Below are 17,646 nucleotides of genomic sequence, written 5' to 3'. Positions count from 1 at the left end.
GCATGTATTTTCTCGACGCCGCGACCGCGCAGCAGATAGTGGATCGCACCATGAATATCATCGACCACAATATCAATGTGATGAACAGTCAAGGGGTGATCCTCGGCTCCGGCGACAAGCAGCGGCTCAACAGTGTCCATGAGGGCGCCCTTTTGGCCATAGCCCAAAACCGCACTGTAGTGATAGATGAAGGCAGTCGCCACAGCCTGCACGGTGTCAAACCCGGGGTCAACCTGCCGCTGCATTATCACGGCAAGATAATCGGCGTTGTCGGCATTACCGGTAATCCGGCGGAGCTGCTGCGCTATGGCGAGCTATTGAAAATGACCGCCGAAATGATGGTCGAGCAAGCCAACTCTCTCGAGTTGGATCTCTGGCATAAACGCCAGCGGGAAGAATTTATTCTGCAACTGCTGAAACGGGACAATTATAGCGAAAGCGATTTTTGTGCCTGGGCCGCCCAGCTGCAGATAGATCTGCAAAAACCCAGAGTTGCTGCCGTGATAGAGCTCGCCAAAGGCAAAAGCAAGGCCACAGATCTCAAGGAGATCCAACGCTTGCTCGAGTATCCCCAAAGGGACAACCTGGTGGCCATGACCGCCATGGATCAGTTGGTGATCCTCAAACCCGCCTTTCTCGATGGTCGCAGTTGGGATCCGGCGCTTGAGGATCTGCGAATCGAGAAACTGCTTGCCCGTTTGCCGGCCGACACCCAGGGCCGGCTCAAAATCGCGCTGGGGCATTTCTTCCCTGGTGAAGGCGGTATTAGGCGCTCATTTCATACCGCGCTGGAAACCCTGAGATTGGGAAAGAAACGGGCGCCGGAAAAGACCAAATACCTCTATCAGGATCACGCGCTGGCGGTATTGCTGGCCGGACTGGTCGATAGCTGGCGCGGTCAGGAGCTGGCAGCGCCTTTTCGCAAACTGCAGCAGCATGACAAAAAGGGCCTGCTGACCCGCACTCTCAGCGCCTATCTGCAACACTTCGGCGACCAACAACAGTGTGCCAAGGCCCTGTTTATTCATCGTAATACCCTGAGATACCGCCTGGAGCGTATCAGTGAAATCACCGGCATAGAGCTGCAAAGCCTGGATGGATTGCTGCAACTCTACCTGGGAGAAGTCCTCAGCCGCCTGGAACACAAATAATTGTGCACACGCACAAAAAACTAGCCTCTTTCAGGGGGGAATTCCGTATTTTCCCCTAAAGCCATCACGGCGCGGCAACTGGGATAATAATCGCCAGCCCGCCTTCGCGCCGGCGCCCCAACCCTACACAAATAACGACCCAATAAGGGACACTTATGAGCCTGGTACTAGTACTATTGGCGGTGATCATCTTTATTGTCATCGCCACCTCAACATTTAAACTACACCCTTTCTTGACGCTGCTGCTGGCGTCATTTATCGCCGCCTTCGGATTCGGCCTGCCCGCCGGGGAAATCGCCAAAACTATCAGTGGTGGTTTTGGAGGTATTCTTGGTTACATAGGGCTGGTGATAGTCCTGGGAACTATCATAGGCACGGTGCTGGAAAAGAGCGGCGCGGCCATCACCATGGCCGATGTGGTCATCAAGGTGCTCGGACAGCGTTTCCCGACCCTGACCATGTCCATCATAGGTTATATCGTTTCCATCCCGGTGTTTTGTGACTCGGGCTTTGTGATCCTCAACAGCCTGAAACAGTCTCTGGCCAACAGAATGCAAGTTTCCAGCGTTGCCATGAGCGTCGCCCTGGCCACCGGCCTCTATGCTACCCACACCTTTGTGCCGCCGACTCCCGGCCCGATTGCCGCCGCCGGTAACCTGCAACTGGAAGCCAGTCTGGGGCTGGTGATTGCCGTCGGTATCCTGGTTTCTGCCGTTGCCGCCTTCGCCGGTTTACTCTGGGCCAACCGCTTTATGAACACTGAGCCGGATGGCGAAGGCGCCGAAGAGCTCAAGGCTTCTGCAGAAGAATTTGAAACACTCAAGGCTGCTTATGGCGAGCTGCCAAGCCCCTTGGCGGCGTTCTCACCTATTTTTGTTCCTATTTTGCTGATCTGCCTTGGCTCTATCGCCGCCTTCCCCTCCAAACCCATGGGTGAAGGCATGCTGTTCAGCCTGTTCCATTTCCTCGGCCAACCGCTCAATGCCTTGATGATAGGCCTGGGGCTGTCACTCTTGCTGCTCAAGGGCGACAACAAGGTCAAAGAGTTTTCCGATCGTATCTCACAGGGCCTGGCTGTTGCCGCCCCCATACTGCTGATTACCGGGGCCGGCGGCGCTTTTGGCGCTGTGATCAAAGCCACGCCTATCGGTGACTTTATCGGTACTTCACTGTCAGCTCTGGGTATAGGTATCTTTATGCCCTTCCTGGTAGCGGCGGCACTGAAGTCGGCTCAAGGCTCCTCCACAGTGGCGCTGGTAGCCACTTCGGCGCTGGTGGCCCCCATGTTGGGTGATATCGGCCTTGGCAGCGAAATGGGCCGGGTGCTGACCGTCATGGCCATAGGCGCCGGAGCCATGACAGTGTCCCACGCCAACGACAGTTTCTTCTGGGTAGTCACTCAGTTTAGCCGTATGAGCGTAGCCCAGGCCTATCGGGCTCAGACTATGGCGACCCTAATTCAGGGGATCACCGCCATCATCTTCGTCTGGCTGCTTAGCCTGGTTCTGCTCTAAACTCTTCCCTTGCTGCTGCCGGTTTCACCGGCAGCCCGTTGTACAGGAAATCAGATGAAAATAGTGATAGCACCGGATTCCTTCAAGGAAAGCCTGAGCGCCCTCGAAGTGGCCAATGAAATTGAAGCGGGCTTTAAACACAGGCTGCCGGATGCCGAGTACCTCAAAGTGCCGGTGGCCGACGGCGGCGAAGGCACAGTGCAATCTATGGTCGATGCGACCAATGGTCACCTGGTCGAGCTTGAAGTCTGTGGCCCACTCGGACAAGCTGTGAAGGCCCATTACGGTATTCTGGGTACAGAGGGTGGCACCAGTGGCATCCGAACCGCAGTTATCGAAATGGCGGCCGCCTCCGGGCTGCATCATGTCAGCCCGGCGTTTCGCAATCCAAGGCTCACCACCAGTTACGGCACCGGCGAGCTGATTGTCGATGCCATGGAACGTGGCATTCGCCACTTCATCATCGGCCTTGGCGGCAGTGCCACCAATGATGGCGGCGCCGGTATGGCCAAGGCGCTGGGCGCCAAACTATTGGATAGTGCAGGGCTGGAAATAAGCCCGGGCGGGGCGGCGCTCGCGGCCTTGGCAACACTGGACTGCAGCCAACTGCATCCGGCGCTCACTGACTGCCATTTTGAAGTGGCCTGTGATGTGGACAACCCTTTATGTGGCGAGCGCGGCGCTTCGGCGGTATTCGGGCCGCAAAAGGGAGCCACAGAGGAAATGGTCGCCGAGCTTGACGCCGCCCTCGGTCACTTTGCCGATATCCTGGCTCAGAGCGGCTTTGAAGATAAGCGCCTGCAAAGTGGTGCCGGCGCCGCCGGTGGCATGGGACTTGGGGTGATGGCATTTCTGGGCGCCGAGCTGCGCCCCGGTATCGACATAGTCATGCAGGCTGTGGGGCTGGATGCCAAACTCGAAGGCGCTGCACTGGTTATCACCGGCGAGGGACGCATAGATGGACAAACCATCTATGGCAAGACGCCCATGGGAGTTTTGCGCCTGGCAAAGGCGCGCAACATTCCCGTGATTGGTATTGCCGGCTGTCTGGGAGCAGGCTCAGAGCTGGTGTTGGAGCAGGGAATGAGCGCCATTTTTGATATCATACCCTCGGCCTGCGACTTGCCCAAGGCGCTGGCCGAAGCCAGAGCCAATCTGCAGCGCACCTCGAGCAATATCGCCGCTCTGCTGGCTCTGCAACTGAATAACGCCAATTGATTTTTCGCGGGCCAACCTCTTTGGCCCGCCGCTTTTTCGCTTCAGTTTCAACTTGTCTGACCGCAATCCTTGCAGTAAAGTGAGCTGCCATTTCAAGACCTGTGCAGACACAGGCAGATACAGTGTGAGACCAAAGCCCAATGACCGCCAGCAAGCAACGCCAGGCCACCGCCTCAGAAAACTCTCTGATGCGTATCTTTACCGTGCCCGAAGCACCGGAATCGACCCTGAGCCGCATAGAGCAGGCATTGTCTCAAGATCTCGCCGGTTTCATGACCCAGAATATTGCCGCGCTGGAAAAGCCCCTGAGTGAAATCGAAAAGGATTTCCAGGCCTTTGAAATCCCGCGTCAACCCAGATTTGTTTCTGACTACACAGAAGAGATGATGCAGAATTTGGTGGCGCATTCAGTACACACCGCCGCCCCCAGCTTTATCGGCCATATGACATCGGCGCTGCCCTACTTCGTGTTGCCCTTGTCGAAAATGATGGTGGGCCTGAATCAGAATCTGGTCAAAATCGAAACCTCCAAGGCCTTCACTCCCTTGGAGCGGCAGGTGCTGGGGATGATGCATCACCTCATTTATGGCGAAACCACCGACTTCTATCACCAGTGGATGCACAGCGCCAATCATGCTCTGGGAGCCTTCTGCTCCGGTGGCACTGTAGCCAATATCACAGCCCTATGGATTGCCCGCAACCAACTGCTCAAGGCTGGCGGCCAATTTCGCGGTATCAACCGCGAAGGCTTAGGCGCGGCGCTCTGCCACTACGGTTGGAAAGGCCTGGCGATACTGGTGTCCGAGCGCGGTCATTACTCCCTGGGCAAAGCCGCCGATCTGTTGGGCATTGGCCGGGATAACATAGTTTCAATCGCGACCGATGCCAACAATAAGGTCGATGTCGACGCCATGCGCGAGGCGGCCACCAAGCTGGCCCAACAGGGCATCCGAGTCATGGCGATTATCGGCGTCGCCGGCACCACAGAAACCGGTAACATAGATCCTCTACCTGAGCTGGCCGAGTTGGCAACCGAGCTCAATTGCCACTTTCATGTTGATGCAGCCTGGGGGGGAGCCAGCTTGTTATCCAGCAAATATCGCCATCTGCTCAAAGGGATAGAACTGGCAGACTCAGTGACCATAGATGCCCATAAACAGATGTATGTCCCTATGGGGGCCGGTATGGTGCTGTTCAAACAGCCTGAACTGGCCCGGGCGATAGTGCATCATGCCGAATATATTTTGCGTAAAGGTTCCAAGGATTTGGGCAGCCAGACTCTGGAAGGTTCCCGTCCAGGAATGGCCATGCTGGTGCATGCCTGCATGCAGATAATCGGCAAGGAAGGCTATGAAATACTGATCAATAATTCGCTTGAAAAGGCACGCTTCTTTGCCGGCTTGATTGAGCAACACAGCGAATTTGAACTGGTGAGTGCGCCCGAGTTGTGCCTGCTCACCTACCGTTGGTGCCCCTCTTGGGCACAAACCGCTCTGAACCGGCAATTGGCACAGGGTAATCTTGACAAGGTCAAAGAGATCAATGGCATTCTTGATGACCTCACTCGCGCCATTCAGAAAAAACAACGTGAACAAGGCAAGTCTTTTGTGTCCCGCACCCGGATCCAACCCGCCCGTTATCACAGAGAAACCGTGACTGTATTCCGGGTGGTACTGGCCAACCCGCTGACCACGGACACCATACTGGCAGATGTATTAAACGAACAAACTGAGCTGGCAGCTTCTGAAACCGGGCTACTGCAGATGCTAAAGCAAGCCTGCAACTAAACATTTATTGAGGGCGATGCTGAGTCACGCCCTGCATGCCGTTTTCCCTAACCCGCACGCCTTTGAGCAGCCCTACTATCATATCGGTGGCATTCAAGGCCGCCATCTGCGGAAAGTCCTTGAGCTCTATCTTGCCGCTGATCTCCATATGAGCGTAACGGACACTGTTGACCTTGCTGTCGGTACTGATCCAACGAAACTCCCGCTGGGTATCCGAGTATTTACCATCACTGATAAACAGCCGCCCTTCCCGCCCGGCCACCTTGGTCTTGCTGCTGGCGAAAAAGGCCATCATACCGCTGTGGCGGCTCAGTTCTTCTTTCAGCGCCTTGCCCTGATCTTTGCCATACACGTTCACCAGGATCTCAAACAGTGAGTCTTTACCGTTATAAAACTCCATCCCATAGTTCTCATGGTAAGAACCCTCGGCATTTTTCAACGGCTGGGAATTGGCGATCAAGATATTTCTCGGCAAACAGACGCCCGCCTGTTTATGCGGCCAGGGCTGATATTCAATCTTCTCTATCGCCTGACGCATCCATTGCAGCCGCTGCTGCAATATCTCATCCACATTGGGGGCGTTACGGGCTATAAACTCATTAGCGCGGCCATCAATGCTGATGCCTATCTGTTGCTCCGGAAAATCCTTGAAAAAGAAGCTGGCAAAAAAATGCTTGGCGTCTGGATCTTTGTTTAACTTTCTGCGGTCTTTATAGTACACCACCGTTTTCAAGTTCGGCTCCAGGTCTTTAATTACATATTCGGTGGGTGAATGCTTTCCATCTTTACTACGCAACTCCTCCACATAAGCCAGCCATTGCTCAAGCCTGTGTTCACCGTTTATCACCCCTTTCTTTTCTGCCTTATCATCCTGATGATAGATATTGATAAAAAACTGCGGCTGACCATAACCCGAGGTGAGCAGTTGCATCTCTTCGGGTAACTCAAACTCAAAACGGCCCACACAGTGTTTGGTAAACACCATGCCGGCCGGTCTTGGCGGTATCTCCTTGGCGTACATCAAAAGCGGAAAACCTGCACAAACCAGGCAGCAGAACCACAGCTTTCGCCGCAGTGAACTTAAGGACTTCTGGCATGCTCTTATCAAAGGTTTCTCCCTTTCGCTCCTATCAAGAGTTCCAGCCTTTCATTCTTATAGCTAGTCCTTCACTCCGACCATGCCGTTTTCCCTAACCCGCACGCCTTTGAGCAGCCCCACTATCATATCGGTGGCATTCAAGGGCGCCATTTCAGGAAAGTCCTTGATCTCTATCTTGCCGCTGATCTCCATATGGGCATAACGGACACTGTTGACCTTGCTGTCCGTACTGATCCAACGAAACTCCCGCTGGGTATCCGAGTATTTACCATCACTGATAAACAGCCGCCCTTCCCGCCCGGCCACCTTGGTCTTGCTGCTGGCGAAAAAGGCCATCATACCGCTGTGGCGGCTCAGTTCTTCTTTCAGCGCCTTGCCCTGATCTTTGCCATACACGTTCACCAGGATCTCAAACAGTGAGTCTTTACCGTTATAAAACTCCATCCCATAGTTCTCATGGTAAGAACCCTCGGCATTTTTCAACGGCTGGGAATTGGCGATCAAGATATTTCTCGGCAAACAGACACCCGCCTGCTTATGCGGCCAGGGCTGATATTCAATCTTCTCTATCGCCTGACGCATCCATTGCAGCCGCTGCTGCAATATCTCATCCACATTGGGCGCATTACGGGCTATAAACTCATCTGCCCGCCCATCAATGCTGATGCCTATCTGTTGCTCCGGAAAATCCTTAAAGAAAAAAGCTGCAAAGTAATGTTCTGCGTCCGGTTCTTGCATCTGCCTTCTTCTATCCTTGTAGTAAACAACCGTCTTCAGCTCGGGGTCCAGCTCTTTTATAACGTATTTGGTTGGATAGTATTTTGTCGTTTCTTTACTACGCAACTCCTCCACATAAGCCTGCCATTGCTCAAGCCTGTGTTCACCGATTATCACCCCTTTCTTTTCCGCCTTATCATCCTGATGATAGATATTGATAAAAAACTGCGGCTGACCATAACCCGAGGTGAGTAGTTGCATCGACTCCGGCAATTCCAGTTCAAAACGTCCCGCGCAGTGTTTGGTAAACACCATGCTCGCCGGTCCTTCCTGCATTTTTTCAGATTGCGCCATCACAGCCTCTCCCTGCCAAAAACAAACCATTACCAGACTGCCGAGCAGCCCACGTTTAATCCTCTTGCGATAACCATCAGCCATCTCTATCCCTTGAATTTCTGGTGAATATCCGGTAGCCAAGACTGAAGCACACCGACCATCAGCTCCCTGACATCGGGACAGTTAAAGAACCCTTGATGATCCTGGGTCGCCACCAAGCCGATAGTCTGCACCCCTTTGGGATACTTGCCCGCGCCTTCATGCACAGTACCATCGCCCTTGGCCGTCTCTTTGGCAAGCCTGAAGCTGGAACTTTGAGCCATAGGCGGCGTATGGGCATATTGATGGCCATGGCGGTTCTGTTCAACCCAAGCCTTTAACTTGCGTTCATGCTCTGCCAGCTCACTGCGGCTCAGCAGCTTGACTTCCCCCTTCACGAAGAGCCAGTCATGGTTTTCATCGCCTATGACTTGCCAGCGCTCCACAGCCGCCGTCTCCAGCCCCGGGGTCAAGCTGTTCTGCAATTGCCACTCACAGGTGTCAAACGCCTTGGTGTCCGGGTTATTGCTGTAGAGCAGTGTGGTCGTTGCGTGAAAGTTAGCCGCCAATTTATCGTGAAAAGTTTCACATGCATCAATGCGAACTTTAAACGCATCTTTATGCTTGATTAACTGCTTATCTGTCGCAATGCCTAATTCAGGCGCCAACAATGGAGGCTGTACCAGGCTGTACCAGGTATCGAAACGGCGGTAGAAGTCATAAATGCCACTGCCAAAACCTATCTGCAACAGTTCCCGTTTGACGGCTTGTTTCGCTGGGTCTTTATTGATAAACAGCCACTCCCCCTTATTGGCCGCATCCACGTAGAGCTTATTGGGCATCAACTCCAGCCCGCCCTGACAAAAACCCAGTATTGCCGTGGTATCGGCGGCATTCTTACCCAATACTTGTTTGGCTACCTGACCGGCCAAACCACCACCAACTGCGCCGGAGCGGAATTGGTAGTAAGTGGATGGGCTGCCGTGAGTTGGCATAGCGCCATGGATAACGGCTTCGACTTGAGATTCCAGGCCGCTTAAGATAAAGCCGGCGCGAGAGGCGTATCCGCCCATGGAGTGACTGATGACCACAAACTTAATATCGTCCTTGGTCAGCCCCAGGTTATCGCCTTCTTTATCTTCCTTGAGTAACTGTGTCCTGAATTCCTCAAGTTTATCCTTGAGTCGCTCTCCGGCCGTTTCATTGCTGCGCATCCAGTTATAACCCACGGCAAATACCGGGAATTGCAGCCCGGGATACAGGCGTTTGAATAACGGCTCCTTCGATTCGAGGTGTCGAAGCAGCGGGCCATAGCTGTCCCACAGCACTTCGCCCCAACCTCGAGCCGTTTTCTGCTTCATCTGCGACTTGGGTACTGAGGTATAGACCCTGAAATAGTCTTCGGTACCTGGGTCCACCTCCAATAAGTCATCCTTCCGATTGACGATCGGCTCTCCTTGATATTTAGTGTTGTCATCCACCAATAGGGCTTTACGCTGTATTGGGCCGGCAAAAAAAAGATCTTTGATTCGAGGCACGGCCGCAGCTTTGGTTCTAACCTTACGACCGGTTTCAGCTATTCCCCGGCCAACCTCCTTGACCGATATCCAGCGGCGAGTAAACCATTTACCTATCCCCTCGAAGAAACCATCATCATCGTCCGCCTGTGCCGCAGCAAGCTCGGCTTCACGTTCGGCCTTCAGCTCCATGGCTGTACTGCTGGGACCATCAAACATTGCTCCGGCAGCGGGATCCCAGACTGAGTCGCCACTCTTTTTGTTCATCAAGCGGGTGCCCATAATGCCGGGGACGAACACCAGCGCCACAATACCCTTGCGGCATTTACAATCAGCGTTACAGCTCATAACCAGACTCCATGGTAGAAGATTGCTGTTCCTTGGCCCACTGCAACAAGATAGCCGCTCGTCCTGAAGGCAAGCCGGTCTTGGTGACTATGGCACTCACTTCCGGGTCATCGAGTGACACTTGTGCCAAAAACAAGGCCTCGGCCACCAAGCGCAGATGGCCCAGCTCGGTGAATCCATATTGATAAGCCTGACTGACTTGCTGCTCGAGCCAGTCATAGCATGCCTGCTCATCTGTTGGTGGACTTTCCAGTGATAATAGGTGACGTGCGAGGGCATGGATCTGGTTTCGCCTTTGCCAGTTTGGCATCGCATCCATGATTTCCTGACTCAATTCCCAGCTCATTCGCTTCTCCTTAAGACACTGTCAAGGCAGCATCTCCCTGAATGACTTTGCCACCATGGGCCGTGGACGCACCCTGCAATACCACGGCGATGCCATTGACCGTCAAACTCGGATGTCCCTGAACCAGGGTATCTGGCCCGCCAACCTGGCAGTCACACTTGTGCCCGGTTAAGGCCACAGGAATACCGTTGACCGTCAGAGCACTTTCTCCCTGATTTATCGGTCCACCAACATGAGGGGTATTGCCGCTGAACATAGGGCAAATATGTTGATGTCCTTTCAATGCAACCGGAGTACCCATATTAATCCTCCTTAATCGATATCGCCTGACAGCGGTATCCGTCCGGCTCCCTTTGCCAATTCAGCCAATGGCTATTGAAACGAAAGGGGTTAAGCGATGCATAGAGCACTGACCCCAAAGGCTCAAGAAATGCATCCCTTCTGGCCTGCTTTTCTTCGGTTAAATAGTGATGTAAGACCCTGGGGTCGTAGAAACGAAAACGAGTAGTTTCACCATCAGGCTTGACGGCATACAACCTTTGCCCCAGTGCTTCTTTCAGTGACTGCAGGGCTAGCTCACTCTTGCACCACAGCGCGCTGTGACCATGGGTGTCTTTCTCCAGCATCAGTTTTATCAGCTCGTCCTGTCCCGCAAGATGGAGTAGCCAGGGGCCGTTATCCACCAATGCCTGATCCCTGTAATCAAACAGGCTATGACACTCGGCTCCGGCCCCTTTGGCAAACCACAGGGGCTCGGGGCATAGCGCTGCATCCAAGACCAAGTAGTTGGGCCCAAACGCCTTGAGGCTATTTTCTTTCAGCATAGTCATACTGTTACTCTCCGCAATCGGGACAAAGATCGACTATCGGGTTGCCCTCTTCTGCAGCACTCTTCAGTGTCGCCAATTGGGGCTTGGCCCCGGTTGTTACAGCCACTGGCCCCTTGAGCTTGATATTGGGAGCTTCGAGAGTGATCCCGCCGGAATCTATGAGTATCTTGCCTCCTGGCCCCTGAATAGTGACTTTCTCCGAGCCATTGAGGGTGAGCGACTTGGTGTGCACCAGTACACTTTCACCGGCTTCCAATAACACCTTTCCCTCAACCTTCTGGGTGTAATGGCCGCCCACTTCCAAATCGTGATTGGCTCTGGAGTACTCGTGACGACGATCCATGACTTCGAGGCGATAATGACGCTTGATCAGGGTTTGCCTGTCTCTGGTCACTTCCAGCTTTTGATCCTGACCAATCAATGCCTGCTGATCTCGACCTATTTCCAGAAACTCATCCTGCCCCACGTTCAGGCGCTGATCCCGTCCTATGTGCTTCTCTCTATCGTTACCCACCTGATAGTGCTGGTCGTGGTTGATTTCCAGCTTATGGTCTTTCTGGGCATGCAAATAGATGAGTTGATTTTCGGCGGCATCCTCAAAACTCAACTCATTGAATCCCGGCCCCTTGTGGGTTTGGGTCTTGAGCACGGTTTTGGTTTTGTTGGTCGGCAATACATAGGGCACAGGATTGGCAGCATGGTATGTGCGACCGGTAATGATAGGTTGGTCCGGATCGCCTTCAAGAAAAGAGACTATGACCTCATGACCAATGCGTGGAACCGCCATAAAACCGTACTGACCACCGGCCCACCCCTGGCTGACACGAACCCAACAGCTGCTGTGCTCATCGGCCCGGCCATATCTGTCCCAGGGAAACTGCACCTTGACCCGACCAAATTCATCACAAAAGATCTCTTCATTATCCGGCCCCACGACAATAGCCATGTGTGGCCCTGTCACCAAGGGTTTGGTGGCCGGAAGCGGTAACCAGGGAAGGTGCCCTTCAATTGCCAATAACTGGTTTTGATACTGAGTCGGGGTGCTACTGTTCCCCTCCTCTGCCGCTGCGCCCTGGATCCCACTGTGTTTTACCCCCACAAGCAACCAATCACGGTTAAACGCCGCATCTGGATGTTCGCCCAAGTTGAACTTGATACCGGCACCGGCATCAGCAATATCGGACATTGCCGATGCCATTTGGGTTTCATTCCGTAACGCCTGCAATCTGGCGCGGGTGAAAAGCTCTCCCTGGGCGTCATCCTTGTAACGCCCCGGATAATCATAGTGCTCATAAAGCATTTCAGATCCCGCTTGCTGGAAGTCGAGCTGATTGGCAATATCATCCTGTAAAAAGCTATAAGCGGGCTTTTTGAAGCTGTAATCCTTGAGTTCGGTCTTGGCACTCGCCAGTTGCTTGGCGTAACTGAAGCTGCAGACAAAAGGCACTTCGCTGTCGCCGCCGCTCAAGGCGTTATAGGGGAATAGTTGTTTGGCCGCTGGCAGCTTGCTGGTGGCATCACAGAAAATCAGCGTATGTTTGTCGTCACTGAATTCGAAATACCAGAACACCCCAGCCTCAGCCGCAAGACGGGTGATAAAGTCAAAGTCCGACTCCCGATACTGAACACAGTATTCGCGCTTTTCCGACTCGTAGCGTGCATCCCAACTGAAGGCATAATCACTGATACCCATTTCATCAAGCAGGGTGCTGAAAATCTGTTTGAGGGACTTTTCCTGAAAGATACGGCTGTTTTGTCTCAGCCGCAGCCGCGCCATGGCAGGTTCCATGGTCAGCTTGTATTGGGTCTGTTTATGGCCTGAGTCTTCCTTGGCAAAGCGACTGACTATGCCGTGAAAACTCCTGACTCGAGCACCGTCCTGCCAAATACTCAAGACGCCATTCTTATCGACTATCTGCTCGGCAGTAATATCATCCCTGCGGCTCAGTAATATCAACTCTCCCTTGAAGGGCGAGGACAACTGCTCATCAAAATCAAACGACAGCAGGTTGAAACTATCGTCCGCCTCCGCTTCTGCCTTGAAATGAAACCGCAAACCACTGCCAAGATAAAACATAGCCGGTATCCTTGTTCGAGTTCGTCCTGACTCTAATCCGATAGAATCACTCTTTTAATGTCATCGAAAACCTATTTGCAAAACCTTTACATCAGATAACAAGAGGCGCCCGGCTATCAGCCGGAACACCTCTTAGAAAAACAGTTGCTGAATGAATTATGCTTCGATGGGCTTGCGCCAATCGTCGGCACCAGAGGTTCCGGCGCTGACGTGATCCCAGTCTATCTTGCGATAAGCCATGGACACTTCAACCAACTGAGTAAAGTCAGCCTTATTGGGATCCTGGCAGTGAGGCATATTGCAGTTGATATCTATGATAGTGGCGCCTTCCAGCTTGGTCGTGAAGAAGTGCTCTTGCTTACCTTCGATAGAAGTGCGGTACCACTTGAGCTCAACCTTGGTCAGTTTCTCACCGGAAGATAGTGAGTTGTACATCAAGGGAACGGCTTTGTTCAGCGCGACGGTGAACTTGAACGGCTTGTGCACACGCTGACCGGAAGGCATGCCGGACTGAGGGTCGGTTGGCACAGTCACAATGTGGTTGAACTCCTGAACCAGCATCTCGTCTTCATGGCCTTCCACAAAGATGTCACCGACGGATTCCGCAGTAAAGGCGCCGGCAGTGAGGTTGCCCTGAGTTTGGCCTTCGATAGAGATATAACATGGTGTTGGCATGATAAATTCCTTTTTAAAATTCACTGAGGTTTGGATTAACCTTCCTAGCTAAGGCAACCTTCGTGCCAAAATTTAATCAATTGATTTCGTTACTGTTTAAAAAATAGTCTAATTGGCTGGGCAAAAAATTGCCCGATCTTGAGCAAAAAATTGCCCGGCGGGCAAGAAATTGCCCAATCAGTCAGTCATACCTTAAAAACTTATTTTTTGCTGCTCTATGGTGGCTAAGATTGACCGTCGCAATCCCTCACTTACCGGCACTGGTATGTGTACAGAATATCCAGCGCAAGGTCCCAGGTTAATATGCCGGATAATATGCGAAATAGAGAGCCCGGCAGAGGAATCATGATGAACGCCATAGACATAGGCCTGACCTTGGTGAGCCTTGAACACTGGAGCCTCACCTGCCTCATGGCAACTCAATAGTATGTGTATCAAGTCAATCATATTTGTTGTGTTACTTCTCTGTCTCGGCCAGTTGATAAGTTAGATGGAAGTAGGAGATTGGACATTTTCATGAAGCAAGATTTGATAATCAGCGAACTTTGACTGTCTAATTCATCATCATAGCCCCTGCTACTGCCGTGCTAAACTGCCGATTCGCATTGACATTTAGCGAGAAATATAATTTCATACCAACAGTCCATCCAATTGTTTTTAAAGAAAAATGATAGAAGTAAAATGTTTTACGTTTTTTGCCACACAGAAGTTACGCGCATCGGATATAACAAAAATAGTGGAGGATAAACATTACCCAATCATAGAAATTGGCGGTTTAGAGCTATCTCCAAGCATAAGACTCACATGTACCAACCCTAATATAAACGAGTTTGATGCTGATGATATGTTAGGAGGGTTCTTTTCGGATCTATTCGACTCTATCAATAATGAAATAATAGAAGAGGATGGCAATGTAATTATAAAATCCATTTTTGTCCTACAATTCGATGTTGATTGTCCTATATCACTACATGGCGACGAAATAACCTACAAAGAAGGAGAAAGAGATTACTCATATAAAGTATCACCTTCTTTCTGTAGAACAGACTTTCCACCATTGACCGATTCGATAGAGATTAAATCAGAAAAGAAACTCACAATAGAAGAAGCAGTTAAAGAATTGATAATGTAATGAATGGGTTGATGCGCTTATTACCGGGTAAAGACATCTGCAATAAGGTCGCCTTGAGTTTGAGCATCGATATAAGTACAAGATAGAGTTGGTTTGATAAATTTCTTTTTAAAATTTACTGGGGTTTGGATTAACCTTTCAATCCAAAGCAAGCTTTACGCAAAATTTAATCAATTGATTTAGTTACAGTTTAAGACTTGGTCTAACTGTGTGGCCCCCTTTTCACTCAATCATACCTTAACACTTATTCTTGTTGCTTCATGGCGGCCAGGATTGGCCGTAACAATCCCCGGGGAGTCTTAGCTAATCAACCACTCGCCTGCGTGCAAAAATATCCAAAACAATGCCAGGTAAACTGGTTAATATGCAGGATAGAGAGACTGACAGGGGTATAAAGATGGCCGAAACAGCCAATGCACAGCAAAGCAAATCGCTGCGCCACAAGTCCCGCAGGCAAGGGCGGGAACGGGCGACTTATCGTCTGGCCGAAGAACTTGGCGGCCTGGAAACTCTCAGTGCCAGCTATCATCAGCAGAACTTTGGCCGCCACAGTCATGAAGGCTTCACCTTGGGAATCATAGACAGTGGTGCCCAGCGGTTTTTCCGAAGTGGCGGAGATCATGTTGCCCCCAAACACAGCATCATTCTGGTGAATGCAGATGAGGTGCATAATGGCCGTTCGGCAACAGAAAATGGCTGGTCGTATCGAGCACTTTACCCTACCCCTGAGCAGTTTGTCGAACTGGCACTGTGCAGCAAGCAACAGGTGCCCTGGTTTGCCGAGCCTGTGGTACAGGACCCTCTATTGGCGCACCTGATAGCCATCACCCATGAAGCGCTCAACTATTCGAGTAATCGCCTGCAACGGGAAAGCCTCTTGTACGAAACCCTCAGCCTGTTGATGCTGCGTCACGGTCGGCTGAAGCCCGCTGCAGCTGTCCAGGCAGGCCCCCTGCTGAATAGGGCCAGGCAGTTTCTGGAAGACAGTTGCAGCAGTAACATCTCGCTCCAGGAACTGGCCAATCTGGTACAGCTGCCGCCTTTTGTGTTACTCAGGCAGTTCAGGGCACAATTTGGCTTAACCCCGCACCAATACCAGACTCAGGCAAGATTAATTCTGGCGCGAAAGTTGTTGCGGCTGGGCGCTTCACCGATCCAGGTGGCACAGGACTCAGGATTTTGCGACCAAAGCCATTTGAACCGTCAATTCATCAATCCAAAAATAAACTCTTTTGAATCATAGTGTTATACACCTTAATTTTCTAAGATTGTACTCCTTTCTTGTACCTATTCCAATCAGAATATCACCTTAATTTGGCCACTAAAGCTATCCGCTAAAGGGCTTAAACATCAGTAGGATGATACAAAGTGTTACTGAGATAATACTTTAGTGATATGGACAAAAAGCATACAGCGGATAGCATGATGTTGCACTTTGGTTAATCATAAGGAGTTGATATGAAAAATATAAGTGTGGCAATGGCATTGGTTTCAGCTGTTGTGTTCTCTCAAACCACGTTAGCGAGCGACAATAGACTTTGCCTTACCAACGATACAGAGTTTGTAGCCAGTGGTTACTCCGTGCAGGATGGCATAGACGACCCAAACTTTGACCCAAGTATTGAGGTCCAGGTTACTTATTCAGGGAAGGTTTGCACATCATCACCAAAAGAAGTGAGTACCCTATCAGTTCCAGTTCCAAACACTCCTATTGAAGGAGATAAAAGAACAATCGTGCAAACTCGTGGAGGGTGGGTATATACCTGGGAACAGATCTATACCAGCAGTGGATGGCAGACTACTTTGTTTTCACAACGCTATATTGGTAATGGCAATGGTAAACATGAAGCCCAACGTTAAGTAACAAGTTCTGGGCCGTTCTAGGCCCAGTTTCTTACTTGTTTTTCCCTTCCTGAACAACCATATCTAATGCCCTTGCGAATGTCGGATCTGCCATCATTCGCTTTCCCACAAACTCTATATCGCTTGGGCCGCAATCCATCCCTCTCACTTGTGTTGGTGCCCAGACCTGGGCAAGGTTTTCCAGTTGTTCAAACCAAAACGTTGCTCTTTGCTCTGGGGCCAAGGCCGCTCTGAGCTCATCCCTAATCATACGTTGCCAAATGATGATCTGCTTATCTTGAATGAGCTTCATCTTGTTCCAATCATCCTGGTATGTCGGTGCTTTGGCGTAGCAAAGTCCGGAGACTTCTCTCCAGGCATAAACACGCTTGAGCTGTTCCATCCAATCGTTCGCGTAACTCGGACATGATTGAACAATAACGAGAACAGGAAAGAGGAATAGTCTAATTGCTCTTACCATTTTAGGAATGTCTCATAGTACCAGTGGAGAGCAGGAAACACGTTCCGCCATCCATACCCCTCTTTCCTTGCATAAGCTTCAGACTTCAATCTCCGATCATTGCTAGAACTGATATCACGGATTTGCTTGAAACAACGTTCAGAATGCTCTTTCATTCCCATTCCGTGTCTTGCCCCGAAGATTTTCATTGCATCAATTGTTGTTGTCTTCTCTGATGCAGATGCTGTTGAAGACTCCCAGTAAGTGGCAAAAATACATTCGGTATCATCATGACTGCCTGGAGTAAACTGACGACATTGATAAGATGTCTGTGCAATGATGTTCAACTTGTCTAGCTCCTTCTCAAACTCATCTTCACTAGCGATGTAGTATTTAGACGATGGATACTGTCTTGAAGAAGGTCCCACCAGCAGCCGACATTCCTCACTAAGCTCCAACATTTTGCCAACTGGAACGTAATGAGCCCCCTTATAGACATATGCGTTGAAAGCCACAAACGCTATCAACCCAATAATCACTTTCTTCTTTCTCGTCATA

At 51.1% G+C, this 17,646-nt stretch carries 17 protein-coding genes; 7 read left to right on the top strand and 10 right to left on the bottom strand.

The annotated features are described in order from the left end of the window. Positions 1 to 2: 2 nt before the first annotated feature. The 4 genes from E1N14_RS08250 (at position 3) to panP (ending at position 5,670) form a co-directional block, all read left to right on the top strand. Positions 3 to 1,151, top strand: a complete 1,149-nt coding sequence (locus E1N14_RS08250) for a sugar diacid recognition domain-containing protein (RefSeq protein ID WP_025010724.1) — start codon at positions 3 to 5, stop codon at positions 1,149 to 1,151. Positions 1,152 to 1,306: 155 nt separating this feature from the next. Continuing rightward, positions 1,307 to 2,665, top strand: coding sequence for a GntP family permease (locus tag E1N14_RS08245; RefSeq protein WP_025010725.1), 1,359 nt, complete (start codon positions 1,307 to 1,309; stop codon positions 2,663 to 2,665). 54 nt (positions 2,666 to 2,719) lie between these two features. After that, complete coding sequence (locus E1N14_RS08240) at positions 2,720 to 3,883, top strand: glycerate kinase (RefSeq protein WP_025010726.1); 1,164 nt, start codon at positions 2,720 to 2,722, stop codon at positions 3,881 to 3,883. A gap of 140 nt (positions 3,884 to 4,023) precedes the next feature. Continuing rightward, positions 4,024 to 5,670, top strand: coding sequence for a pyridoxal-dependent aspartate 1-decarboxylase PanP (gene panP, locus E1N14_RS08235; RefSeq protein WP_025010727.1), 1,647 nt, complete (start codon positions 4,024 to 4,026; stop codon positions 5,668 to 5,670). A gap of 4 nt (positions 5,671 to 5,674) precedes the next feature. Here panP and E1N14_RS08230 read toward each other — a convergent pair whose 3' ends face one another. The 8 genes from E1N14_RS08230 to E1N14_RS08195 form a co-directional block, all read right to left on the bottom strand. Further along, entirely contained in the window at positions 5,675 to 6,778 is a 1,104-nt protein-coding gene (locus E1N14_RS08230; RefSeq protein ID WP_152134893.1) for a hypothetical protein, read from the bottom strand. 51 nt (positions 6,779 to 6,829) lie between these two features. Then, positions 6,830 to 7,924, bottom strand: coding sequence for a hypothetical protein (locus tag E1N14_RS08225; RefSeq protein ID WP_152134892.1), 1,095 nt, complete (start codon positions 7,922 to 7,924; stop codon positions 6,830 to 6,832). Positions 7,925 to 7,926: 2 nt separating this feature from the next. Beyond that, positions 7,927 to 9,726, bottom strand: a complete 1,800-nt coding sequence (locus E1N14_RS08220) for a lipase family protein (RefSeq protein WP_025012116.1) — start codon at positions 9,724 to 9,726, stop codon at positions 7,927 to 7,929. After that, complete coding sequence (locus E1N14_RS08215) at positions 9,716 to 10,072, bottom strand: hypothetical protein (protein ID WP_025012115.1); 357 nt, start codon at positions 10,070 to 10,072, stop codon at positions 9,716 to 9,718. The genes E1N14_RS08220 and E1N14_RS08215 overlap by 11 nt, the downstream gene beginning before the upstream one ends. 10 nt (positions 10,073 to 10,082) lie before the next feature. Then, entirely contained in the window at positions 10,083 to 10,373 is a 291-nt protein-coding gene (locus tag E1N14_RS08210; RefSeq protein WP_025012114.1) for a PAAR domain-containing protein, read from the bottom strand. Position 10,374: 1 nt separating this feature from the next. Beyond that, a complete protein-coding gene (locus E1N14_RS08205) occupies positions 10,375 to 10,902 on the bottom strand; it encodes a DUF4123 domain-containing protein (protein WP_025012113.1) in 528 nt (175 codons plus the stop codon). 4 nt (positions 10,903 to 10,906) lie between these two features. Further along, positions 10,907 to 12,979 carry a type VI secretion system Vgr family protein gene (locus E1N14_RS08200; protein WP_062793640.1) on the bottom strand — a complete coding sequence of 691 codons (2,073 nt, stop codon included), beginning with the start codon at positions 12,977 to 12,979 and terminating at the stop codon, positions 10,907 to 10,909. Positions 12,980 to 13,135: 156 nt separating this feature from the next. Next, positions 13,136 to 13,654, bottom strand: coding sequence for an Hcp family type VI secretion system effector (locus tag E1N14_RS08195; RefSeq protein WP_025009852.1), 519 nt, complete (start codon positions 13,652 to 13,654; stop codon positions 13,136 to 13,138). A 667-nt stretch (positions 13,655 to 14,321) separates the two neighbouring features. Here E1N14_RS08195 and E1N14_RS08190 point away from each other — a divergent pair. The 3 genes from E1N14_RS08190 (at position 14,322) to E1N14_RS08180 (ending at position 16,646) form a co-directional block, all read left to right on the top strand. Continuing rightward, on the top strand, positions 14,322 to 14,786 hold the full coding sequence (locus tag E1N14_RS08190) for a hypothetical protein (RefSeq protein WP_025009851.1): 465 nt from the start codon (positions 14,322 to 14,324) through the stop codon (positions 14,784 to 14,786). Between the two features lie 397 nt (positions 14,787 to 15,183). Continuing rightward, the gene (locus E1N14_RS08185) at positions 15,184 to 16,029 is read left to right on the top strand and encodes an AraC family transcriptional regulator (protein ID WP_025009850.1); all 846 of its coding nucleotides are present in this window, start codon (positions 15,184 to 15,186) and stop codon (positions 16,027 to 16,029) included. A 215-nt stretch (positions 16,030 to 16,244) separates the two neighbouring features. Next, complete coding sequence (locus E1N14_RS08180) at positions 16,245 to 16,646, top strand: hypothetical protein (protein ID WP_025009849.1); 402 nt, start codon at positions 16,245 to 16,247, stop codon at positions 16,644 to 16,646. A 34-nt stretch (positions 16,647 to 16,680) separates the two neighbouring features. Here E1N14_RS08180 and E1N14_RS08175 read toward each other — a convergent pair whose 3' ends face one another. Further along, the gene (locus E1N14_RS08175) at positions 16,681 to 17,031 is read right to left on the bottom strand and encodes a hypothetical protein (protein WP_152134888.1); all 351 of its coding nucleotides are present in this window, start codon (positions 17,029 to 17,031) and stop codon (positions 16,681 to 16,683) included. A gap of 71 nt (positions 17,032 to 17,102) precedes the next feature. Continuing rightward, positions 17,103 to 17,645 (bottom strand): hypothetical protein, encoded by a 543-nt coding sequence (locus tag E1N14_RS08170; RefSeq protein ID WP_025009847.1) that lies wholly within the window; start codon positions 17,643 to 17,645, stop codon positions 17,103 to 17,105. Position 17,646 lies beyond the last annotated feature (1 nt).

The sequence above is a fragment of the Shewanella algae genome, assembly GCF_009183365.2.
Taxonomy (GTDB): Bacteria; Pseudomonadota; Gammaproteobacteria; order Enterobacterales; family Shewanellaceae; genus Shewanella; species Shewanella algae.
This window is presented reverse-complemented; position numbering and strand designations above follow the sequence as displayed.